A 20,719-nucleotide genomic window follows, 5' to 3' on the forward strand; every position below is an offset into this window, starting at 1 on the left:
TAATTAAGTCGACTTGAATATCTAGTTCTTTTTGCGCATTTTATCTAATGTCTGCCGTGCAGAGGTGAATCTTCGTTTTAATTCTCTGCGCCGGACCTCATTAGGATCCAAGGACTCAGGATCTACATCCACAAAATCCGGAAGATTGAGGTCATTGCCCTCCGCATCGCCAAGGAGATTCTGGTAGTAGCGTTTGCGGAACAACTCTCCATCGGCTTCCATGGCATGCCCCGCTGCCTCGCCATAAGTGCTCGCGAATGTCATATCAGCTGCCATTTTTTCACCGGCACGCAAAGAAGTCATGTCCTGGAAATAACGGAAGACCACAGCAATCATCGCAGCTACTGGCACTGCGAGGAAGGCGCCAATAATATTAAAGAGTGTGCCGCCAACGGTGACTGACAATAAGACCAGAACGGGGTGCAAATTCATCGCCTTGGATTGCAACAGCGGAGACAAAATATTGCCTTCCAATTGCTGTACGGCAACAACAATGACCAAAACAATGACAGCTTCGGTGAATCCTAAGGAAACTAAAGCAACTAAAACTGCGAGAGCTCCTGCGGTGAATGCTCCAATGATGGGGATAAAACCAGCAACGAAGGTAATCACTGCGAGAGCCAACGCCATAGGCACTCCGACAATTAATAAGCCGATGCCAATGAAAACCGCATCAACCGCAGAAACTACAGCTTGGGCTCGAATGAAACCCGACAGGGTAGTCCAGGCACGAGTGAGCAATTCAGTGGCGTGCCAACCGGAATTTTCGCCACCAATCTTACGGACCCAGGGTAAGAAACGGTGCCCATCTTTAAGGAAGAAGAACGTCAGCACCAACACCACACCAAGGGTGATGATGACGCTGGTTGCAGCACCCAAGCCTGAGAAGATCTCACCAGCAATCGTGCCAGCCTGGTTTTGCAACCACGCCGCAGCCTCATTGAAATAGCTATTGAGATCTTCTGAATCTAGGTTCAGTGGGGGACCTTGGAGCCATAACTGAATGCTCAAGATACCTTCAAAAGCTTGGAAATATAACACCTGAGACTGCTGCGCGATACTTGGCGCAATCACCCACATGACAGCACCCATGATGGCGAAAAAGGTGCCAATGGTAATTAATGCCGCCAGTGCGCTCGGTACTCCGTGCCTACGCAGCCAAGAGTTCGGAGAAGACAACACCGTGCAAATGATAATCGCGAGAGTAACCGGCAAAATACCTTGCCAAAATCTTCCAATTACCCACCACACAACGAAAGCTGCTGCAGCTACGAAAACCAAGCGCAAGCTCCACATGGAGATGCTTTTGAAATAATCGCTAATAACAACAGCACGGTCAATGCGGTCTATGCGACTGCCTGATTGCGCTTTCTCGGTTGATTCACCGGTTGAGCTGTCAGGGTCTTGAGTGAAGTCATCCATTGTTGCCACGATTATCTATTTTGCATGGTTATTGTCTTTAAAGCACGAAACACTCTTAAAGGAGTGCTTTTAAACGTTTGATGGGCGTTCAAATTCTTGTTCAATAAGAACCGTGTCGGTGGCATAAGGAGAAGCTCCAAACAAGCCGACCTTCTCATCAGGGGAGCGGCGCAGTGCCAACGTGCTGTACACCAGGCCACCCCAAATGATGACTATGAACAACACCATCATGATGATTGCAGTAGTACTCATTATGACTCCTTAGCTTCAGGGTTAGTGACTGCAATGGTAGGGAAGCGGGAAGCGTCTTCTGTGGCATCGAAGGGCACGATCGGATCCGTAGACGCCCAACGGCGAGGTCGGTGCAATGAACGCTTGAACTCCGGCAGGACGCCAAAATCGGAGCCAGGTGGGCCGTCGACAAGCGTGCCCTTTGGCCAAGCCACTAATGGGAGCAGGAATGCTGCCACCAAGATCACTCCGAGCACACCCCAGCCAAACAGGCCATTTTGTAGCACCGTATAACCGCCGTAAGGCTCATTGATAAGAGAGATGAGCTCAAGTGCCAGGGTAGAGCCCAGAACCAACGTGGTGATGTTGACTACAGAAATGCGCCAAATTGTGTTCACCTTGAATGCTGAGATCGCATTGAGGTGCGTGGAGAATTCATCGATGCGACGCAGCACCCAGTCAATGGTGACCACAGCGATTAAAGCCACCGCCACGATGCCGATATTGTTGGTGAATTTATCCATGATGTCGAGTGTCGCCAAACCAGAGGTAGTGGAGAACAGTGCGAGAGACAAAATGGCCATGAAGATACCCACACCAATAGCTGCAGTTTTACGCGGCAACCCAAATTTATCCTTGACCGCAGAGACCACAACTTCCAACAGTGAGAATAGGGAAGTAAAGCCAGCAATGGTCAGCGAGCTGAAGAACAAGAAACCAAACAGCGCACCAAAAGGCATCTCATTGATGATGGCCGGGAAAGCTACGAAGGCAAGACCAATACCCGAAGTAGCAACCTCATCCACACCTACGCCAGCATTAGCAGCCATAAAACCAAGTGCTGCGAAAACACCGATACCGGCAAGAACCTCAAAAGAAGAGTTAGCAAAACCAGTAACAAGGCCTGTGCTGGTGAGATTTGTACGTGGCTTGAGATAAGAGGAATAGGTGAGCATGATGCCGAAACCAACAGACAAGGAGAAGAAAATCTGCCCATACGCAGCAATCCACACCGTTGGATTCTTCAGCGCTTCCCAGTTAGGGGTAAACAGCGCATCCAAACCAACCTCCGCGCCGGGGAGTAAAACAGCCTGAACGACCACGATGATGAAGATAATGACCAGCAGAGGCATGAAGACCATGTTGACTCGGCCAATGCCCTTATCCACACCAATGGCAAGAACCACAACGGCCGCGATCCATACGACAAACAGCGCGATTGCGATCTGCGGAACAATATCGAGAGACACCACAGCAGCGGAATCAAACTTCAAGAAGTCGGCGAAGAAATAAGTATCGGGATCATCTCCCCATGCTTTATTCAATGATTTGAAAGCATAAAGCCCAGCCCAACCGATGATCGCTGCGTAATAAATGGTGATAAAGAATGCGATTCCGACCTGGATCCAACCGATGGTTTCGGTTTGCTTTTTAAAACGTCGAAAAGCAAGGGGCGCTGAGCCCCTATAACGGTGACCGAGTGCGAAATCTAAGAACAACAGCGGGATACCCGCAGTGAGCAGGGCGATGGCATAAGGGATGAGGAAGGCACCGCCACCATTGTCATAAGCGACATAAGGGAAACGCCAAATATTGCCCAGACCGACCGCAGAGCCAATCGCAGCAAGGATAAACACAGAACGGGAAGAAAATACTTCGCGGCGCTCGCCTTTTGGGGCAGTTGTTGAGGCCGCATGTTGTGGAGTTGACATATTTAAGAGCGTCTCCAGTCATGCATGAAGGATTAATAAGAATGCCCCAAGCATCAGAACAGTCCTGTGTGTGGTCCGAACCTAACGCTCTCCTCGTTCTACGCCTGGTGTGGCCGTTGTCTGGAAAATCGGGGGTGATCAAAATTAAGCTGAAATTATCTTAACAGTGCAACAGGTAGAAGTTCTCAAAAGTTTGCTACCTAATTTTCTACCGCGTTATTTAGGTTCCCTCAAGAGGATTGATAGGATATGTGCCTGTGACCCTTACTCTTGGAATTGTCGGACTGCCCAACGTTGGCAAGTCCACCCTGTTCAATGCACTGACCCGCAACGATGTGCTTGCAGCGAATTACCCATTCGCCACCATCGAGCCAAACGTGGGACTCGTTGAGCTCCCTGACTCCCGCTTGAACCGTCTTGCGGAAATCTTTGGCTCCGAGCGCATTCTGCCCGCAACCGTGTCTTTCGTGGATATCGCAGGCATCGTCAAGGGTGCTTCCGAGGGGGAAGGAATGGGTAACGCCTTCCTCGCTAATATCCGCGAAGCTGACGCCATCTGCCAAGTTGTGCGCGCTTTCTCTGACGAAAACGTTATCCACGTTGACGGTGAAGTTAACCCGGCAACCGATATTGCGGTGATTAACACCGAGCTGATCCTCGCGGATCTACAGACGGTGGAAAAGGCGCTGCCACGCCTTGAGAAGGATGCGCGCAAGGATAAGGCGCTTCTCGACGTCGTCTCGGAGACAAAGAAAGCTCTCGATATCTTGAGCGATGATCGCACCCTGTTCTCTGCAGAAAAGAGCGGTGACATCGATCTTGCACTGCTCCGCGACCTGCACCTGATGACTGCGAAGCCCTTCCTGTACGTCTTCAACTCCGATGAGGGAGTACTGACCGATGATGCGAAGAAGGATGAACTCCGCGCATTGGTTGCACCAGCTGACTGTGTCTTCCTTGACGCTCAGACTGAGACTGAACTTCTTGAACTCGAAGAAGATGAAGCTGCTGAACTTCTAGAAGGCGTTGGCCAGACTGAGCCAGGACTGCACTCTCTCGCACGCGCAGGCTTTGAGACCCTAGGGCTGCAGACCTACCTCACCGCCGGTCCTAAGGAAACACGCGCATGGACCATCAACAAGGGTGATACCGCTCCTCAGGCTGCAGGCGTTATTCACTCTGATTTTGAGCGTGGCTTCATCAAGGCAGAAATCGTGTCCTTCACAGACCTCGACGCTGCTGGCTCCATGGCTGACGCTAAGTCACAGGGCAAGGTCCGCCAAGAAGGCAAGGACTACGTTATGGCCGATGGTGACATCGTAGACTTTAAATTCAACGTCTAGGAACAAAAACCAAGAGTTTTTATTGACTCTCTGACCCACACTTATTTTCAAGTGTGGGTCATTTTTGTGTAAAAATTATGTTTTTAGCACCCCTTAGTGGAGGGCTACTTATTTCTGTGTTTTTCAGGATGGTTTAGTGCATGAGTAATTGTAGATATCTTGCTTGTAATGCTCTGAGCTGTTCAAAGAATGTACTGTGGGCTGCAGGTTTCACTCGAATTGTGATTGTGCAATTAGGTATGACCTTGTAATTCTGTTCTGTACCCTTGTGCATTGGGGCGTTGTGTGCCTACCATGCTGTGGTTGGCTCTGCAATCCGCTCGACTTTGAGACCTGCATATTCTGTGGCACACTAGATGGTGGTCGCGGTTTCTGTGCGCAGTGTCTAGTCGCTCGCGGGAGATGCATACGCGTGCGCCTAGTTTTCCTCATCTGTGCAGTAACTGCAGAAGTTGATGGTCGACGAGGAGTTCCAACGACCCGGACGCTAGTGAACTATGCTGGTGGCCGTACATGATCTCATTAGAAAAAGGTAATACATATGGCACAGGGAACTGTTAAGTGGTTCAACGGCGAAAAGGGCTTCGGCTTCATCGCTCCAGCTGACGGATCTGCTGATCTTTTCGTTCACTACTCTGAGATCCAGGGTGGCGGCTTCCGCACCCTCGAAGAGAACCAGCCGGTTGAGTTCGAGGTCGGCGAGGGCGCTAAGGGTCCTCAGGCTCAGCAGGTTCGTGCGCTCTAAGCCACTAGCTTGTAAAGAATAACCGCCACACCGTGAGGTGCGGCGGTTTTTTCATGCCTTGAGGCTTTGCTCTGGGCTAGTTTTATACATTGAGCCATAACTCTTCGTAGTATTTAAGCCGCTCTTGGGGAAACGCAATGAGATATCTGCCCTCAGGAACCCGCTTACGAAATCCTGTGACCAGAAAGCCGAGCTTCGGGAATAATACGCCGGTGTTGCCTATACCTTCTGTGGTTTGCTCCCGTTCACACAGCAACTCGAACCCATCTTTATCGAGGATCTCGATCTCATCGTGAAATACTGGCACATAGGGTACTTTTCCTAGCTGTTCACGGATAGCCTTTCCGCGGCCTGGCTTGTACACCAAAATGGCAATGAGCGTGCCAGTGTCATCATCGAACTTAAACTCAGAGGCACCGTATTGTGCAAAGGTCAGATTAACGATGTCCTCGTGTCGTACTTGGTCTGGTGTGCCGAGCACCTGTGTGACTTGTTCAAGCGTCATACCGAATCGAATATCATCGATACCTTTGTACGGAATGAGTAGATGTTGTGCACTCATAATCTCGCCTTACTGTGGTGTTTTTTGACACAATATCACCCAGCTAGATATGACGCTTGATGACTATTTCGAGCTGATTCCGAAGGCCTTGTGCACGATTATGGGATCGCTCAACACCTGAAGCATGAATGCGGCTAGATCATGGCGTGAAATTGATCCATTAAGCCGGCCTGCTTCTCCAACTTCTAAAGCTATCCAGCTGCCAGTGCCAGGTTTATTGTTTAGACCAGTGCGTCGAACGATATTCCACTCTAAGCCAGATGCTTGTACGAGCTCTTCTTGAGCAATGTGATCTGTGAGAGGCTTGGCGAGCAGTACCTTTGTTATGAATCCGATAGCGCCTGGTAGCTGACTGATGGAATCACCAGCCCCCAGGGAAGACTGCACCGATGACAGTTTCAGTGACGTGTGAGCGAGCATTCTTCACCCCTTTAGAGCCACCCACAGTGATGGCTACCGCATCGGCACCGTGAATCGCTGAAGTGATGAAGCCCGGATCAGAAGCATCGCCGTTGAGCTGTTTAATGCGTGGGTCTGCAGTGGTTGATCCGCTGCGCGAAACAACAGTCACCTCATGTGATTGTGCGAGAGCAGCTTCTGCAAGCAGGGCGCCCGTACCACTGTTTCCGCCAATAATTAAAAGTTTCATGTATTCCTTTGAACAGATTGTTGCTTGATCTTATGGACATCTAGCCAGGGCTTGCTAAATGATCCTATAAATTTGCTCTGGAATGTTTACGCAGGATGAATACACCGACTAGGGGAGACGTCGACAAGCAATTAGCTTCGTGCCTGTGGCACGCTCAGTGGTCTAACCTGAACAAATGAGTTTTAATGCGTTTGAGGAATATGCAGCCCACATCGGAATGATGGCTGAGGTGATGTCGGAAACGCAAAATAGTGATTATGAATCAGGCATCGCCAAGTTCGGAAATGAAATGTGGCATATTCGCACGTCGAGAAATACTCCAACTAAACCCGGTGCCTTTGTGGCCTTCTGGACACGGGAGCAAAGTGGAGACACCGGACCGTTTAACAGCGAGAATGTGCACGCAGGACTGTTTGTATTTGTAGAACAATTGGGCAAGCGTGGAGTTTTTCGCTTTACCGCGAAGCACTTGGATCAGCTGGGAATTATTTCGGGGCAACGTTCCGGCAAGCGAGGTTTTCGTGTTTATCCCAGCTGGTGTGTCCAACTGAATCCGCAAGCACAAGCTACTCAAAAAGCTCAGGCTCCTGCCTTTCAGGAGTACTGATTAAAGTTGCAGGTGGGAAATATTCGGCATGAATAGAGGAGTGAGACACAATGGCATCGCCTGAAAATATCTTGCTGTATCTTGATCCTGCAGAGGAGAAATATATACGAGAAATTTTCGATCGTTTGGAAGAGCGTGGTTTTCCTCGGCAGAATCAAACACCTCATATCACCATCACATTTTCACCAATGATGCCAGCAGATGTTGTGCAGCGCGCAGCCACGTTGCTTCCTTCTGAGATTCCAGCCCGCTTTGCGCGGGTCGGGACTGTGGTCTTCGGGACCAAAAGAAAACAGACGGTTGCATGGTTGCTTGAAGCTTCTGAAGAGCTGGAAGCTGCTGCTAGGGAACTTAGCGGTCTTAATCCGGATGGTCGAGGCAGACGGTGGACACCTCATTTGACCATGGGACTGCGGCTGCCAAAAGAGATTGTTCCAGAGTACCTTTATGCATTGAATGAGGTAACATCGACGCATTTCAAAGAGATTACGGCTGTCACCGCAGCTTATTGGAAACCTCAAACCCAGGAACTCAGGGTTTTTAGCGATTCAGAGGTGTCTTGAAAGAATTGATTTTAGCTTCTTAAAACACCTTTTGACGTGAGTTTTCTAGGTACGTTATAGAGCATGAAGGAGAAGCTAGGTCGTATTTTTCCAGGGGTTACCGCTTTGCGAGAATATCAACGTTCCTGGTTTAAAGGTGATGTCATTGCCGGCTTAACAGTGGCGGCTTATCTCATTCCGCAGGTGATGGCTTATGCCGTTATTGCAGGTCTTCCTCCCGTTGTTGGGCTCTGGGCAGTTCTCATGCCGATGATTGTGTACTTTTTTCTGGGTACCTCGAGAAAACTATCCATCGGGCCGGAATCCACCACTGCACTGATGGCAGCAGCAGGCGTTGGCGCATTAGTTGGTGCTGCAGGTGGACCAGAAAGATATGCGGAAGTAGCTGCAATCATGGCGATTGCAGTGGGAATAGTCTGTATCGTAGGTTTTGTTAGTCGTCTGGGATTTTTAACCAGATTGTTGTCTCGACCAGTGCTGATTGGTTATCTCATTGGCATTGCACTGTTGATGATCGTCAGTCAATTGTCCAAAGTGACACAAGTTGACGTATTAGGGGACAATACGTGGCAAGAGTTGCGTTCATTTTTCCAACAGGTGCACTTAGTTCATATTCCGACATTAGTCATGGCTGGCGCAGTTTTAATCATGCTGTATGCCGCGAAGTGGAAATTTCCCAAAGCCCCGACCTCGTTATTTGCGCTGCTTTTAGCAGCCGGGGCAGTGGCTATTTTCGGGTTAGACAAGTTCGGTTTGGATGTTATCGGGGAAGTGCCTCGAGGGTTGCCTACATTAAGAGTCCCCAATTTCGGTGATGTAGAGATCTGGTCTTTGTTGCCTTATGCGATTGGTATTGCCGTGGTGGGATTCTCAGATAATATTTTGACCGCCAGAGCATTTGCTTCTGGTAAGGGGGAGGTCATTGATTCCAATCAAGAGTTATTGGCTTTAGGCGCTGCCAATATTGCCAATGGCTTCTTTCAGGGATTTCCGGTCTCTTCTAGCGGTTCGCGCACCGTGTTAGGAGATACTGCTGGCGCACGCACACAAATTCATTCTTGCGTGGTGATCATGCTGGTGGTGATGGTTCTAGTATTTGCGGGACCGATCTTAGAAACTTTTCCAGTTGCGGCGTTGGGTGCATTAGTGATTTATGCTGCTACGCAACTTATTGATGTGGCAGAAGTTAGAAGAATTGCACATTTCCGGAAAAGTGAGTTGATCATTACTGCTGGTACTGCGGTTGCAGTAGTGTTTTTTGGCGTTTTGGCTGGTATCGGAGTGGCAGTGGCGATTTCCATTTTGGATCTCATTCGAAGGATTACAAAACCCTATGCTGATGTATTGGGGTATGCACCTGGAATAGCTGGAATGCATAGCTTGCAGGATTATTCTGATTCCATTCCAGTCGAAGGGTTAGTGGTGTTTAGATATGATTCGCCACTATTTTTTGCCAATGCTGATGATTTCTTTGCACGTGCAATTGAGGCAGTAGATAACTCTGAACAGCCTGTGCACTGGTTTTTATTGAATGCTGAGGCAAATACTGAAGTTGATCTCACCGCTGTAGATGCTTTAGAAAAATTGCGCTCAACTTTTGCAGATCAAGGAATTAGATTTGCTATGGCACGTGTGAAACAAGATCTGCAAAGAAGTTTAGATCCAACAAAGTTTACTGACAGGGTTGGGGAACAGTTTATTTTCGCAACGCTGCCCACTGCAGTACAGGCCTATGTTCAGGAGTTTCGATCCAAGGAAGGACGAAATCCAGAAGGTGTGCCAGAAGAAATTTTGGATGCTTGAAATCCAGACCACATCAGCCATATTAAGAGGATCACTTCGCCGATAAAGGTGAACTCAGACAAGGTGATGGTCTCAATATTGAGAAACACCATCAGTGCATCAAAAGCATATCCGCCGCCGGCTAACACTAATAAGATGCCAATTGGTGTGGGGAGGTTAGGTGAGCGCCAGAGCGCGATGCCACAGAGGAGTAAATGTAGACCAAAGATTCCTAAGATGCGGTCCCAGAGGAATATAAACTGCCCGCCATCAGAACTAGCAATCAAAATGATTGTGGCTATGTAGAGACCGATTGAATAGATGATTCTCAATAAGGAAATGACTATTGAGAGTAGGAAACCCCCGCTTTTGAGAATCGGGAACAGCAATAATGCGACGGCAATGTCTAAGGTAGCAACGATAAAACCGACAATAGCTGTGAGACTAAAAAGGCCTTGTGGCAAGGCAACAAGGAAGCCGATGGGAGAAATAATTGCCATGGTGAGAAGAGAAAAACCTGCAGCAAGACGGAAAGCCGACTGATGGGTATCCATGACTAACCAGCGTTGTGATCTGGCTGGTGGATTCCAAAAACATTTCCATCTAAGTCAAGGAAATATCCTTGCCAAGCCATTCCAGGGAGTGCGTATTTTTCTAGTGCTACAGTTCCACCAGCAGTGAGGATTTTTTCTGCGCAGGCATCAAAATCTTCAACTCCCATGGTTAATACAGCACCATTTATGGGTCCGCCGGCCGCTGCAGCTGTGCCTTTTCTTTGCGTAAGAGCACCATTTATTCCGGGCTCATTTTCAGATCCTGTGAGGATTCCGAAATAAGGCATTCCAGCAAAAGCAGAATAGTCTTCGTATGTCCAACCAAATATATCTGCATAGAATGTGGCTGCTTTGGGAACATCGTTGGAATGGATTTCAAAGTGGATTGGTCTAGACATTATCCCTCATTATCAACGGCGGAATTCCACACCATTATGACAGTAAACCGAGATTAGTGCCTGTAATGCAGGTATTCCTCCACTACGGCGGCACCTAAACCATCTAGATCAGGTGCTACTACTCGGCCAGCTACGCGGTCTGCTAATTGATTGAGGAATTTCTGCAGACCGTAATCATGGCCCAATCTGAAAAAAGTCGTGCGAGTGCCACGTTTGGTCACTTTATCTAATTGGGTGATCGTAGTGGATAGAGTCTCTTGATCAGTTGGCCAATTAAACCATGCGTGTCCATCGGGTTGTAGGAAAGCTGTGGGTTCGCCGTCTGTGACAATCAGCAGTGTGGGTTGCATAGACGGGTGTCGTGCAAAAAACCTTTCAGCCAAGAGCAATCCATGATGAAGATTGGTGCCTTGTTCATGAACTGGGGGAAGGACAGTGAGCTGATTAATATCGGTGGTTAGCGCATGTCTGCCGAAAGTGATCAGGGCTAGTTCATCATTGCGGAATCGAGTGCTGATCAGATGATGCAATGCTAGAGCAGTTTGTTTCATGGGAACCCAGCGACCTTCGGCCGCCATGGAATAGCTGGTATCTACTAGTAACGCGACTGCATTTTGGGTGCGTTGCTCAGTTTCTACGACTTCGATGTCGTTGAGGTGAATCTTTAAGGCTTCATTAGTGTCTGCGCTAGCCGTTCTAGTTATTGCGTTGGTGATTGTGCGTGTGACATCCCACGGCTGGGTATCACCAAATTCATAGGGGCGTGAGCTGCCTGTTTGTTCTCCACTGGTACCGGTGATGCGGGAATCGCGGGCTCCGGAGCGGGAGGAAAGCTGTTCTGTAGCGCTATCTAAAAGTGCTTTTCCAAGGCGACGCATGGCTTGTGGACTTAGTTTTAAGGAGCCGTCAGGGGAGCGTCCCAACAGTCCGCTGTCTTGCAGTGCTTTATCAATGCTGTTGAGCAGCTCTGCGGAAACTGCTGCCTCTTGGCCAAGCTGACGTTTTACTGCATCAAGATCGAGATCAGTATGTGAATGGCGCAGCTGTTCCGCGAGGTTATCTAGCTCAGCTAAATCTTGCATCGCACCGGTGCCATCACCAAGTCCCATTCCTTGGTCACCGGAGAACTCTTCAGAGCTATTCCAATCGAGTTCTGGGCGCAGCCCTTGGAGATTTCCAGCCAGATCTCCGAGTAGTTCCTGGAGCTGTGGGCTGCCAAAAGCTTCGGCAGAAAGCTCTAAGAGTTCTCTGCGTTGTTCTTCCGACATGGAGTTAAGCATGCGTTGAGCCGCGGCAGATCTCGCAGCCAAGGTATCAATGAGTTCGTCTATAGTGCGCGGATTCTCCGGGAAGTGTGCACCATGTGCAGCCATGAAATTGGCGAAATCAGTGGGTGTGTCTGTGCCTGCTCGGTGTTTATTAAGGAGAGCATTAAGGTCGTGCAGCATCTGTGCAATTGCTGCTTTATCTTCTTCGGTGGCTCCTTCCAGTGCCTGTTTCATTCCAGAGAATTGTTGGTCCAGCATTTCACGGCCAAGTAAGTCTCGGATCTGCTCAAATTTCTGGCGAGCTTGCTCCGATTGCCAGTCGTAGGAGTTCAGTTCAGATACTGCTGCTGGGGTGGACTCTGGGAGGTTGCTGATCTGCATTTCTTTGAATGCGCGGTCAGTGTCATCGAGGTCGATGTCTCTGGCAAGTTGTGCACGTTCCAGCTTCAGGGCGTCGTCAAGCAAAGCTTTGACCTCGCGCAAGGTGCCGCCAAGATTATTGCGCTGCAGCAATTCTTGGCGTTTTTGTGCAGCTTGCCACGCGAGCTCATCAAACCCATCAGACCCCTTGGTACCTCGCCGCAGATATTCGCGTAGAGCCTGCTCAGGGGAGTATCCAGCCATGACATCCTCTGCAATTTCACGCAGCGCATCGCTGAGATCTACCGGTGGGGCGAGTGGATCTGGGCCACCGGTGTATCTGCTATACCGGCTTCTACGGGGACCTAGGGGGTGGGTCATGGGAAAACTCCTTAGCCGTAAATGGTTTCGCCTTCGCCAGAATCCTTGGCAATTTTCCTAGAGAGGAACAACCCTTCTAAAGCCAGCTCGATGGCGTTGGCGCGGGCACCTTCGGAGATTGCACCAAAGGCGGTGGCGATGTCATCATAGAGCGTGGTTTCGCCGAGATCTGGCAGGCCATTGAGGAACTCTTCGGCTGAGACATTCGCGCCGGTTGATACCGTGATACTGCCGTCAAGCGCTGCGATAAGCGGATTAAGATCCAGGGAACGGAGTGTCGATCGTAGCGCTTCAGCAGTGGAGGTGCGAAGGACATAATCCAGGATTTCCCATTCGCGGCCTTCCTCACCGGATTCAAACTCAATTTTTCCGCCGAGAACTTCTACGGCTGATTCCACATCAACAAGTCGGGCAACAGCTTCTGATTCACCACGAATACTTGCGCGGTGCAGGGCAGCAGCTGCAATAGTTTCTGCTCCAGCGATGGCAAAACGAGCAGAAACACCAGAGCGTTGGTTAACTGCAGGGGATTGCCTCAACGACCGGGTATAGCGTGCCAGGATCTCTAAGAGCACCTTTGGCACATCAGCTACCAAATGGGCTTCCTGGGAGATAACCGCAATTTCATCTTCTAATTCAAGTGGATAATGCGTGCGGATTTCTGCACCGAAGCGATCTTTCAACGGAGTGATAATGCGGCCTCGGTTGGTATAATCTTCTGGGTTTGCGGAGGCAACAACCAGCACATCAAGTGGTAGACGCAGCATATAGCCACGAATTTGGATGTCGCGTTCTTCCATGACATTGAGCATGGATACCTGGATTCTTTCAGCCAGGTCAGGTAGCTCATTGATCGCAACGATGCCTCGATTAGAACGTGGGATCAGACCAAAGTGGATGGTGTCAGGATCACCAAGGCGTCGGCCTTCGGCCACACGCATGGGATCTACATCTCCGATTAAGTCAGCCACTGAAGTATCTGGAGTAGCAAGCTTTTCGGAGTAGCGATCATCGCGGTGAATCCAGGTGATGAGGTGGTCATCGGTGATCTCAGTCTGTGTAACGGGTGCCAAAGGATCTTCGCGCAATTCGGAATCAGCCAAGGCGGGGATCCACTCGTCGAGAAGCGAAGTAATCGCGCGGAGCAGCCGCGTTTTACCCTGGCCGCGCTCGCCGAGCAGCACAATATCGTGCCCGGCTATCAGCGCGCGTTCTACCTGCGGGATAACCGTGTGCTGCAATCCGTGGAGGCCAGGCCAGGGATCTTCGCCGTTTCGGAGTTTGCTCAGCAGGTTTTCGCGGATTTCCACGCGCAGAGGGCGGTATTGGTAGCCGGCGGCCTTCAGCTCACCGACAGTGGAGACATTTGGGGACACATTAGGCAGGAGGCTCACACCTTTACAGCCTAATCATTTATGTGAGCTGGGGTATGCTGGCGAGGCATGACGCAGGCTGAAGAAGCGCAGAAAAGCACCATTGTCTTGCTCATCCGCCATGGGCAAACTCCAACCACCGGACAGGTATTGCCCGGCCGGACTCCTGGGTTGCACCTTTCTGATCAGGGACATGCTCAGGCGACAGATGTTTCAGGCAGATTGGCCGGGCTTGAGCTAGCTGCTTTGTATGCATCTCCGATGGAACGTGCTCAAGAAACTGCAGCTCCCACAAGCAAGTCGCATAATCTTGAGATCTTGACTGAGCAAGGCCTTGTGGAATGCGATTTTGGGCAGTGGACTGGGCAGAAACTACTCGATCTCAACAAATTGGAAGAGTGGAAAGAAGTCCAAAAATCTCCATCTACCTTCAGGTTTCCTGAAGGTGAAAGCTTTGTAGAGATGCAAAACCGCATGGTTACAACAGTCGAACAGCTTGCGCACCGCCATGAAGGCGAAGTGATTGCAGCCTTCAGTCACGCAGATACGATCAAAGCCGCCGTGGCATATTTTGTGGGCACGCCCTTAGACTTATTTCAGAAGATCCATATTGATACGGCATCAATATCTGCCGTGGAATTCCAGAGCACGGGCACTCGGATGCTTGTCACGAATTCCCGCACTGGGTCTTTGGAATATTTGAGGCCACAGCAGTGATTACTTCACCTTTTGAGCGTGAGCTGAAATTGCTGAGAGAAGGCGATTTAGGCATTGTTGAGCAATTAGTGGAGTCCAGCAACGTTGGTTTTATTGTTGATCTGGAATTAGCCGATGATTATGCGTGGGCTGTCTATAAACCTGAATTGGGTGAGCAACCGCTATGGGATTTTCCTCCGGGACTTTATCGACGGGAACGCGCTGCCTTTGTGCTCAGTGAGTTTTTAGGCTGGCATCTTGTGCCACCAACCATCATTGTGGAGGATGCCCCCGCTGGGGTGGGCTCCATGCAGTGGTTTGTGCATAACAATGGGGAGCATTATTTCCAGCTTTTTGATACCCGCCCAGATCTGCATCAACAGTTTGTGCGCATGGCTGTGTTTGATTTGTTGTGTAACAACACTGATCGAAAATCAGGGCATGTGCTGTTGGAAGAAGATCATATTTGGGGCATTGATCATGGATTGTGTTTTTCAGTAGAGCCTAAATTACGCACGGTGATATGGGATTTCGCGGGCTGCACAATTTCAGATGAATTGATTACAGCGGTGGAGCCGTTGCTTGATGAGGTTCCTGCAGAATTAGGAGAACTTTTACATCCAGTAGAAATTGAAGCTTTGCAGCGGAGAGCGTCAAGGATTCAGCGATTGCCATTTTTGCCTCAGGCGAGATCGCATCGTCAGTTCCCGTGGCCGCTTGTTTGAGTAGGGTGGCAGTTATACGCATTGCCACAAGCCAAAACTTTTAAGGAGCACGATATGTCTCATCTTCAAACATTGGCGGCTGATTTTGCCAAAGCCCACGAATCCGGAAAATTACTCGTCCTGCCCACTGCTTGGGATACCTGGAGTGCAGGGGTTGCGGAGGAAGCAGGTTTCCCCGGTCTGACAGTGGGCAGTCATCCAGTGGCAGACGCAATCGGCAGTTCAGATGGCGAAAATATGGATTTTGTGGAGTACCTCAACGTGGTCAAAAAGATCACTTCTGCGGTAGCTCTCCCAGTGAGCGTTGATGTGGAATCCGGTTATGGTCTTGATCCTGCGGAGCTGATTGAGCGACTTCTTGAAGCTGGCGCAGTTGGTGCGAATATCGAAGATGTTGTGCACCGCGAGGACAAACGAGTCCGTGAGGCCCAAGAACATGCAGATTATATTGCGGCTGCGCGAGAAGCTGCAGATACTGCTGGTGTGGAGTTTGTGATCAACGGCCGAACTGATGCGGTAAAACTTGGGTCAGAGGTATTCGATGATCCGATGGTGGAAGCTATCAAGCGCATCAAGTTGATGGAACAGGCAGGCGCCCGCTCGGTATATCCGGTGGGGTTGACTACTGCAGATCAAATAGAACGCCTGGTCGCGGCAGTATCGGTGCCTGTTAATGTTACTGCTCACCCCGTCGATGGACACGGCGCGGGAGGGCTAGCTACGCTTGCCGGGCTCGGCGTGCGCCGCGTGACCTTCGGCCCGCTCTGGCAAAAATGGCTGAGCGCCACCTCGGCGCAGCAGTTCAAGGCATGGGCTTAATAAATTGCTTATCGACGCCTAGTGTCACAATAGATCCATGACTGAAACCCTTGTGGTGCAAAACCTCTCCGGTGGCTACGGACACCGCACACTCTTTAACAACGTGAACCTCACCGTTGCCGCCGGAGATATCGTTGGCGTGGTGGGTGTAAACGGCGCAGGTAAATCTACTTTTTTGAAGATCCTCGCCGGTGTGGAAAACCCACAGGCTGGATCCATTGCGCTGTCACCTCCTGATGCATTTGTGGGTTACCTTCCACAGGAACACAGTCGCCGTGCTGATGAAACAATCGCAGACTATATTGCACGACGCACAGGATGCGCCGCAGCAACTACTGCCATGGATGACACGGCTGAAGCATTTGGCGTTGATCCAGAAAACACAAAGCTTGCCGATGATTACGCCGAAGCTCTTGATCGTTGGATGGCCAGTGGCGCAGCAGACCTCGAAGATCGTATTCCTCAGGTGCTTGCAGAACTTGGTTTCGAGCTCCCCATTGACACCATGATGGCAGGGCTATCTGGTGGACAAGCCGCCCGAGTAGGCTTAGCCGCACTCTTGCTGTCGCGGTTCGACATTGTGCTTCTTGATGAACCCACCAACGACCTTGACCTTGATGGCCTAGAAAAATTGGAGAACTTTGTCCAAGGCCTGCGTGGGGGAGTAGTACTGGTCAGCCACGACCGTGAGTTTCTCTCCCGCTGTGTCACCACCGTGCTGGAACTTGATCTGTACCAAAACTCCCACCAAGTCTATGGCGGTGGATACGATTCTTATTTGGAAGAACGCGCAGTACTTCGCCAACACGCCCGCGATCAATATGAAGAATTCGCTGACAAGAAAAAAGACCTTGTCGCACGCGCAAGAACACAACGCGAATGGTCTAGCCAAGGTGTGCGCAATGCCATCAAAAAGGCGCCAGACAACGATAAAATCCGCCGCAAAGCAGCCACCGAATCCAGCGAAAAGCAGGCTCAAAAAGTCCGCCAAATGGAAAGCCGTATTGCTCGCCTAGAAGAAGTGGAAGAGCCACGCAAAGAATGGAAACTCCAATTCAGCGTAGGTAAAGCACCACGATCTAGCTCCGTTGTTGCCACACTCAACAACGCAAGCTTTACCCAAGATGATTTCACTTTGGGTCCAGTCTCCATCCAAGTAAATGCTGGCGATCGCATTGGCATTACCGGACCCAACGGCGCTGGAAAATCTACACTGCTGCGAGGCCTTTTAGGCCACCAAGAACCAACAAGCGGTAGCTCCACCATGGGTACCAGCGTGGCAATTGGTGAAATTGATCAGGCCCGCGCATTGCTAGATCCACAATCACCACTGCTTGACGCATTTGAAAAGTATGTTCCAGACCTTCCTATCAGCGAGGTCCGCACACTCCTGGCAAAATTTGGGCTCAATGATAACCATGTGGAACGAGACGTCGAAAAGCTTTCTCCAGGCGAGCGCACGCGCGCCGGGCTTGCGCTGCTGCAGGTCCGCGGTGTCAACGTGCTTGTTCTTGATGAGCCCACCAACCACCTGGATCTGGAAGCGATCGAGCAACTAGAGCAGGCCTTGGAATCCTATGATGGGGTATTGCTGCTGGTTACCCATGACAGGCGGATGCTGGATGCGGTGCAGACCAACCGCCGTTGGCATGTGGAAGCCGGAACAGTTAAGGAACTATAACTGTCTGAGTGTTAATGCCGTTGTGAATTGACCGTTTGATGGCACATAAACGGTCAATTTTCTTTGCCGTGCTTGCCAGGAGTTTGTCTTGGGCAGCGGGGTCTAGGCCTTGTAGATCAACCTGTAGCTGAAACAATAAATCAGTAATCAATCCTGCCGACTCGGTGGAATCAACAGTGGCGGTTGCTTGAAAATCTGGCCCCAAATGGTGCGCAAGCTGAGCTTCTGCAGATAAAGAAGCACAACCTGCAACTGCAGCTTGTAATAGTTCAGCAGGGGAGAAGGTTCCTGGAACACCAGGTGTACTGATGTGTAACTGCGCGCCAGAATCATTAACCACAGTATAAGTATTAGGGCTTGTGCGAGTGGCTTTAATCGAAGTCATGCTCGCAGGCTAACAGAAAGAGTGCTTTTTGTGCTGTGACCAGTAAGATCAGCTAGAATCCTATATTTATGTCTGACAATCAATTAGCCCCTTGCCCTGAGTGCAGCAGTGAATACACCTACGAAAATGGCGGCGTCCTTGTTTGCCCAATGTGTGCCCATGAATGGGTAGAAGGCGAAACCGTCGAAGAAACCGCAGCAGTTATCAAAGACTCTGTAGGAAACGTCCTGGTCGATGGCGATGCCGTGTCCATCGTGAAAAGCCTGAAAGTTAAAGGTGGCGGTGCCATCAAGATCGGTACCAAGGTAAGCGGCATTCGCCTTTTGGAAGAGCCAGTTGACGGCCACGATATCGAAGCCAAGGTTCCAGGATTTGGTCAAATGCGACTCAAGTCCAGCGTGGTGAAAAAGGCTTAAGCCCTTTATTCCGTCTCGAAGGAATCTGTACTAGCGACCACCAGGGTTAATGCCGAAAGGGCTAAAAGCGCTGCAAGTGTCGTTGGTGCGGCTTTCATTAAAGTCCCCCTTGCCAAATAATTAAGGTTTTCTTAATAGATCTTTTATATCATTGGGGAATGAAGAGTGGAAGTAATGTAGTCACATAACTTCTACAGGGTTAAGGACGTGGCCACTTCAGGTCAAGATAGTTCTCTAGGCTCTCGTTGTGCTTGCGCATGAACTCGGTATGAAGTTTGATGTCTTCTGGATCCCAACCCTCAAGGATTCTGGAAAGATCCTGCTGACGCGCCTGTAGCTCTTGTTGGAGCTTTTCTTTTCCTAAAGTTGTGGGGCGATGCAACTTTGCAGGTGATGCGGGATCTTCCACGACCTCGATGAGACCATTGGTGATCGCAGCTTTAAGCTGTCGATGAATGGTTGACACATTGAGTCCGAATCCTTCTGCCAACTCATTTACTGTCATAGGTCCCTGGGCATCCAAACGGGCAAGCAGAATAAGGGCACTGCGATCCATGATGGCTTCACGGTTTCTTGTTGGAGTATTTTGCACTCCATATCGGGTGAGCAAAATGATCTCATAGGTGAGTTGATCGAGGGCGTCGTTATTGTCGAACTCTGCTGGATCTGCGTGCACTATGGTAATTCGCTCCCTTGGGTGGATTCTTAAGTGAAATCAAAGAATTAATTCATTCTAGCAGGGCAGTTGCATAGTGCAATATACATGGTAGTTTTATTGAGTAATTAGAATTGCATAATGCAAAAGTGTTTTTAAAGGAGAATAGTGCCCGTAACTGAAGATGGGAAACTCTTTACACCAACATTTGTTATGGGTTGGATCGCCAACTTTTTACAATTTCTGGTGTTCTACTTCCTCATCACAACCATGGCTCTTTACGCAATCAAAGAGTTTCAAGCCTCTGAAACGGCAGCAGGTTTTGCCACCAGTTCGATTGTGATTGGTGCAGTGTTCTCCCGATTCTTCTCTGGCTATATTATTGACCGCTTTGGCCGCCGCAAGATCGTCCTCATCTCTGTTATTGTCACCACGATTACCTGCGCGCTGTACATCCCCATTGATTCTTTGCCACTGCTGTACGTGAATAGGTTTATTCACGGCGTGGGATATGCATTCGCCGCGACAGCAATTATGGCGATGGTTCAAGAACTGATCCCAGCTGCACGACGTTCAGAAGGCACCGGCTACCTTGCGTTAGGAACCACTGTTTCTGCAGCATTGGGACCTGCACTTGCGTTGTTTGTTATTGGAACCTTCGACTATGGCATGTTGTTCATCGTTGTTTTCGCAACGGCGATTCTGTGCCTGATTTCTACTGTGCTCATGTACTTCAAAACAACAGACCCGGAACCAACTGGCGAACGTGCAAAATTCAGCTTTAAATCAATCCTCAATCCGAAAATTGTCCCAATCGGATTCTTTATCCTCTTGATCTGTTTCGCCTATTCAGGTGTGATTTCATATATCAACGCCTTTGCGGAAGAACGAGATTTGATCACCGGTGCAGGACTGTTCTTCATCGCCTACGCGGTCTCGATGTTTGTGATGCGCAGTTACCTTGGCAAACTACAGGACCGTCGTGGCGATAATATTGTGGTCTATTTTGGTGTGTTCTTTTTCGTTATCTCGTTGATTATTTTGTCCTTGGCTACTGCAAATTGGCACGTTGTTGTCTCTGGCATCATTGCAGGTCTTGGCTATGGAACCCTTATGCCGGCAGTGCAATCCATTGCAGTTGGTGTAGTGGATAAGGCCGAATTTGGCACCGCCTTTTCCACGCTTTTCCTCTTCGTAGATCTTGGTTTCGGCTTTGGACCAATTATTCTTGGTGCCGTATCGGCCATGATTGGTTTCGGGCCAATGTATGCAGTGCTTGCAGGCCTTGGCGTAGTTGCCGGAATCTTCTACCTCTTTACCCACGCTCGTACTGATCGGGCTACAAAGGGATTTGCGCAGGCCTAAAGCTTCTTTTTAATTTCTAGTGTAAGT

21 protein-coding genes and 1 pseudogene are annotated in these 20,719 nt (G+C 49.8%); 11 read left to right on the forward strand and 11 right to left on the reverse strand.

Annotated features, from left to right (window positions below):
- Positions 1–21: 21 nt before the first annotated feature.
- From ccrud_RS05025 to ccrud_RS05035, 3 genes are all read right to left on the reverse strand, one after another.
- Positions 22–1,422 carry an AI-2E family transporter gene (locus tag ccrud_RS05025; RefSeq protein WP_066565136.1) on the reverse strand — a complete coding sequence of 467 codons (1,401 nt, stop codon included), beginning with the start codon at positions 1,420–1,422 and terminating at the stop codon, positions 22–24.
- A 69-nt stretch (positions 1,423–1,491) separates the two neighbouring features.
- The gene (gene metS, locus ccrud_RS05030; RefSeq protein WP_066565137.1) at positions 1,492–1,674 is read right to left on the reverse strand and encodes a methionine/alanine import NSS transporter subunit MetS; all 183 of its coding nucleotides are present in this window, start codon (positions 1,672–1,674) and stop codon (positions 1,492–1,494) included.
- Positions 1,674–3,365, reverse strand: a complete 1,692-nt coding sequence (locus ccrud_RS05035; RefSeq protein WP_066565138.1) for a sodium-dependent transporter — start codon at positions 3,363–3,365, stop codon at positions 1,674–1,676. Before ccrud_RS05035 ends, metS begins: the two co-directional genes overlap by 1 nt.
- A gap of 257 nt (positions 3,366–3,622) precedes the next feature.
- Between ccrud_RS05035 and ychF the strand changes: the two genes are divergently transcribed.
- Positions 3,623–4,708 carry a redox-regulated ATPase YchF gene (gene ychF, locus ccrud_RS05040; protein WP_066565139.1) on the forward strand — a complete coding sequence of 362 codons (1,086 nt, stop codon included), beginning with the start codon at positions 3,623–3,625 and terminating at the stop codon, positions 4,706–4,708.
- 541 nt (positions 4,709–5,249) lie between these two features.
- Complete coding sequence (locus ccrud_RS05045; RefSeq protein WP_066565140.1) at positions 5,250–5,453, forward strand: cold-shock protein; 204 nt, start codon at positions 5,250–5,252, stop codon at positions 5,451–5,453.
- Positions 5,454–5,535: 82 nt separating this feature from the next.
- On the opposite strand, the gene ccrud_RS05050 is transcribed toward ccrud_RS05045, so the two are convergent.
- Together ccrud_RS05050 and ccrud_RS15880 are read right to left on the reverse strand one after the other, a co-directional pair.
- On the reverse strand, positions 5,536–6,015 hold the full coding sequence (locus tag ccrud_RS05050; RefSeq protein WP_066565141.1) for a hypothetical protein: 480 nt from the start codon (positions 6,013–6,015) through the stop codon (positions 5,536–5,538).
- A gap of 63 nt (positions 6,016–6,078) precedes the next feature.
- A pseudogene (locus ccrud_RS15880) lies at positions 6,079–6,664 on the reverse strand (NAD(P)-dependent oxidoreductase).
- Positions 6,665–6,839: 175 nt separating this feature from the next.
- On the opposite strand from ccrud_RS15880, the gene ccrud_RS05065 reads away from it, so the two are divergent.
- The 3 genes from ccrud_RS05065 (at position 6,840) to ccrud_RS05075 (ending at position 9,637) form a co-directional block, all read left to right on the forward strand.
- Positions 6,840–7,271, forward strand: coding sequence for a MepB family protein (locus ccrud_RS05065; protein WP_066565144.1), 432 nt, complete (start codon positions 6,840–6,842; stop codon positions 7,269–7,271).
- A gap of 50 nt (positions 7,272–7,321) precedes the next feature.
- Entirely contained in the window at positions 7,322–7,834 is a 513-nt protein-coding gene (locus tag ccrud_RS05070; RefSeq protein WP_066565145.1) for a 2'-5' RNA ligase family protein, read from the forward strand.
- A gap of 63 nt (positions 7,835–7,897) precedes the next feature.
- Positions 7,898–9,637: a SulP family inorganic anion transporter gene (locus ccrud_RS05075; protein WP_066565146.1), complete on the forward strand. Its 1,740-nt coding sequence runs from the start codon at positions 7,898–7,900 to the stop codon at positions 9,635–9,637.
- Here ccrud_RS05075 and ccrud_RS14915 read toward each other — a convergent pair.
- Genes ccrud_RS14915 through ccrud_RS05095 form a run of 4 tightly spaced genes read right to left on the reverse strand, consistent with a single transcriptional unit; the run spans position 9,571 to position 13,971 of the window.
- Positions 9,571–10,170: a DUF4386 domain-containing protein gene (locus tag ccrud_RS14915; protein ID WP_074025417.1), complete on the reverse strand. Its 600-nt coding sequence runs from the start codon at positions 10,168–10,170 to the stop codon at positions 9,571–9,573. The two genes, ccrud_RS05075 and ccrud_RS14915, sit on opposite strands and share 67 nt — an antisense overlap.
- 2 nt (positions 10,171–10,172) lie before the next feature.
- Positions 10,173–10,568, reverse strand: coding sequence for a VOC family protein (locus tag ccrud_RS05085; protein WP_066565148.1), 396 nt, complete (start codon positions 10,566–10,568; stop codon positions 10,173–10,175).
- 53 nt (positions 10,569–10,621) lie between these two features.
- Positions 10,622–12,577: a vWA domain-containing protein gene (locus tag ccrud_RS05090; protein WP_066565149.1), complete on the reverse strand. Its 1,956-nt coding sequence runs from the start codon at positions 12,575–12,577 to the stop codon at positions 10,622–10,624.
- Between the two features lie 11 nt (positions 12,578–12,588).
- Positions 12,589–13,971 (reverse strand): sigma 54-interacting transcriptional regulator, encoded by a 1,383-nt coding sequence (locus tag ccrud_RS05095; protein WP_074025419.1) that lies wholly within the window; start codon positions 13,969–13,971, stop codon positions 12,589–12,591.
- A 48-nt stretch (positions 13,972–14,019) separates the two neighbouring features.
- Between ccrud_RS05095 and ccrud_RS05100 the strand changes: the two genes are divergently transcribed.
- The 4 genes from ccrud_RS05100 to ccrud_RS05115 are packed head-to-tail and all read left to right on the forward strand — an operon-like array spanning position 14,020 to position 17,871.
- The gene (locus ccrud_RS05100; RefSeq protein WP_066565150.1) at positions 14,020–14,667 is read left to right on the forward strand and encodes a histidine phosphatase family protein; all 648 of its coding nucleotides are present in this window, start codon (positions 14,020–14,022) and stop codon (positions 14,665–14,667) included.
- Positions 14,664–15,371, forward strand: a complete 708-nt coding sequence (locus ccrud_RS05105; RefSeq protein WP_066565151.1) for an SCO1664 family protein — start codon at positions 14,664–14,666, stop codon at positions 15,369–15,371. The genes ccrud_RS05100 and ccrud_RS05105 overlap by 4 nt, the downstream gene beginning before the upstream one ends.
- A 54-nt stretch (positions 15,372–15,425) precedes the next feature.
- Entirely contained in the window at positions 15,426–16,190 is a 765-nt protein-coding gene (locus tag ccrud_RS05110; protein ID WP_066565152.1) for an isocitrate lyase/PEP mutase family protein, read from the forward strand.
- A 37-nt stretch (positions 16,191–16,227) separates the two neighbouring features.
- Positions 16,228–17,871, forward strand: a complete 1,644-nt coding sequence (locus ccrud_RS05115) for an ABC-F family ATP-binding cassette domain-containing protein (RefSeq protein ID WP_066565153.1) — start codon at positions 16,228–16,230, stop codon at positions 17,869–17,871.
- Here ccrud_RS05115 and ccrud_RS05120 read toward each other — a convergent pair.
- Positions 17,858–18,256: an OsmC family protein gene (locus tag ccrud_RS05120; RefSeq protein ID WP_066565154.1), complete on the reverse strand. Its 399-nt coding sequence runs from the start codon at positions 18,254–18,256 to the stop codon at positions 17,858–17,860. The two genes, ccrud_RS05115 and ccrud_RS05120, sit on opposite strands and share 14 nt — an antisense overlap.
- 68 nt (positions 18,257–18,324) lie before the next feature.
- Here ccrud_RS05120 and ccrud_RS05125 point away from each other — a divergent pair, with 68 nt between their 5' ends.
- Positions 18,325–18,672 (forward strand): zinc ribbon domain-containing protein YjdM, encoded by a 348-nt coding sequence (locus ccrud_RS05125; protein WP_066565155.1) that lies wholly within the window; start codon positions 18,325–18,327, stop codon positions 18,670–18,672.
- A gap of 199 nt (positions 18,673–18,871) precedes the next feature.
- Here ccrud_RS05125 and ccrud_RS05130 read toward each other — a convergent pair whose 3' ends face one another.
- Entirely contained in the window at positions 18,872–19,348 is a 477-nt protein-coding gene (locus ccrud_RS05130) for a MarR family winged helix-turn-helix transcriptional regulator (protein ID WP_066565156.1), read from the reverse strand.
- A 147-nt stretch (positions 19,349–19,495) separates the two neighbouring features.
- On the opposite strand from ccrud_RS05130, the gene ccrud_RS05135 reads away from it, so the two are divergent.
- The gene (locus ccrud_RS05135; protein ID WP_066565157.1) at positions 19,496–20,692 is read left to right on the forward strand and encodes an MFS transporter; all 1,197 of its coding nucleotides are present in this window, start codon (positions 19,496–19,498) and stop codon (positions 20,690–20,692) included.
- Positions 20,693–20,719 lie beyond the last annotated feature (27 nt).

The organism is Corynebacterium crudilactis, from assembly GCF_001643015.1.
GTDB lineage: Bacteria > Actinomycetota > Actinomycetes > Mycobacteriales > Mycobacteriaceae > Corynebacterium > Corynebacterium crudilactis.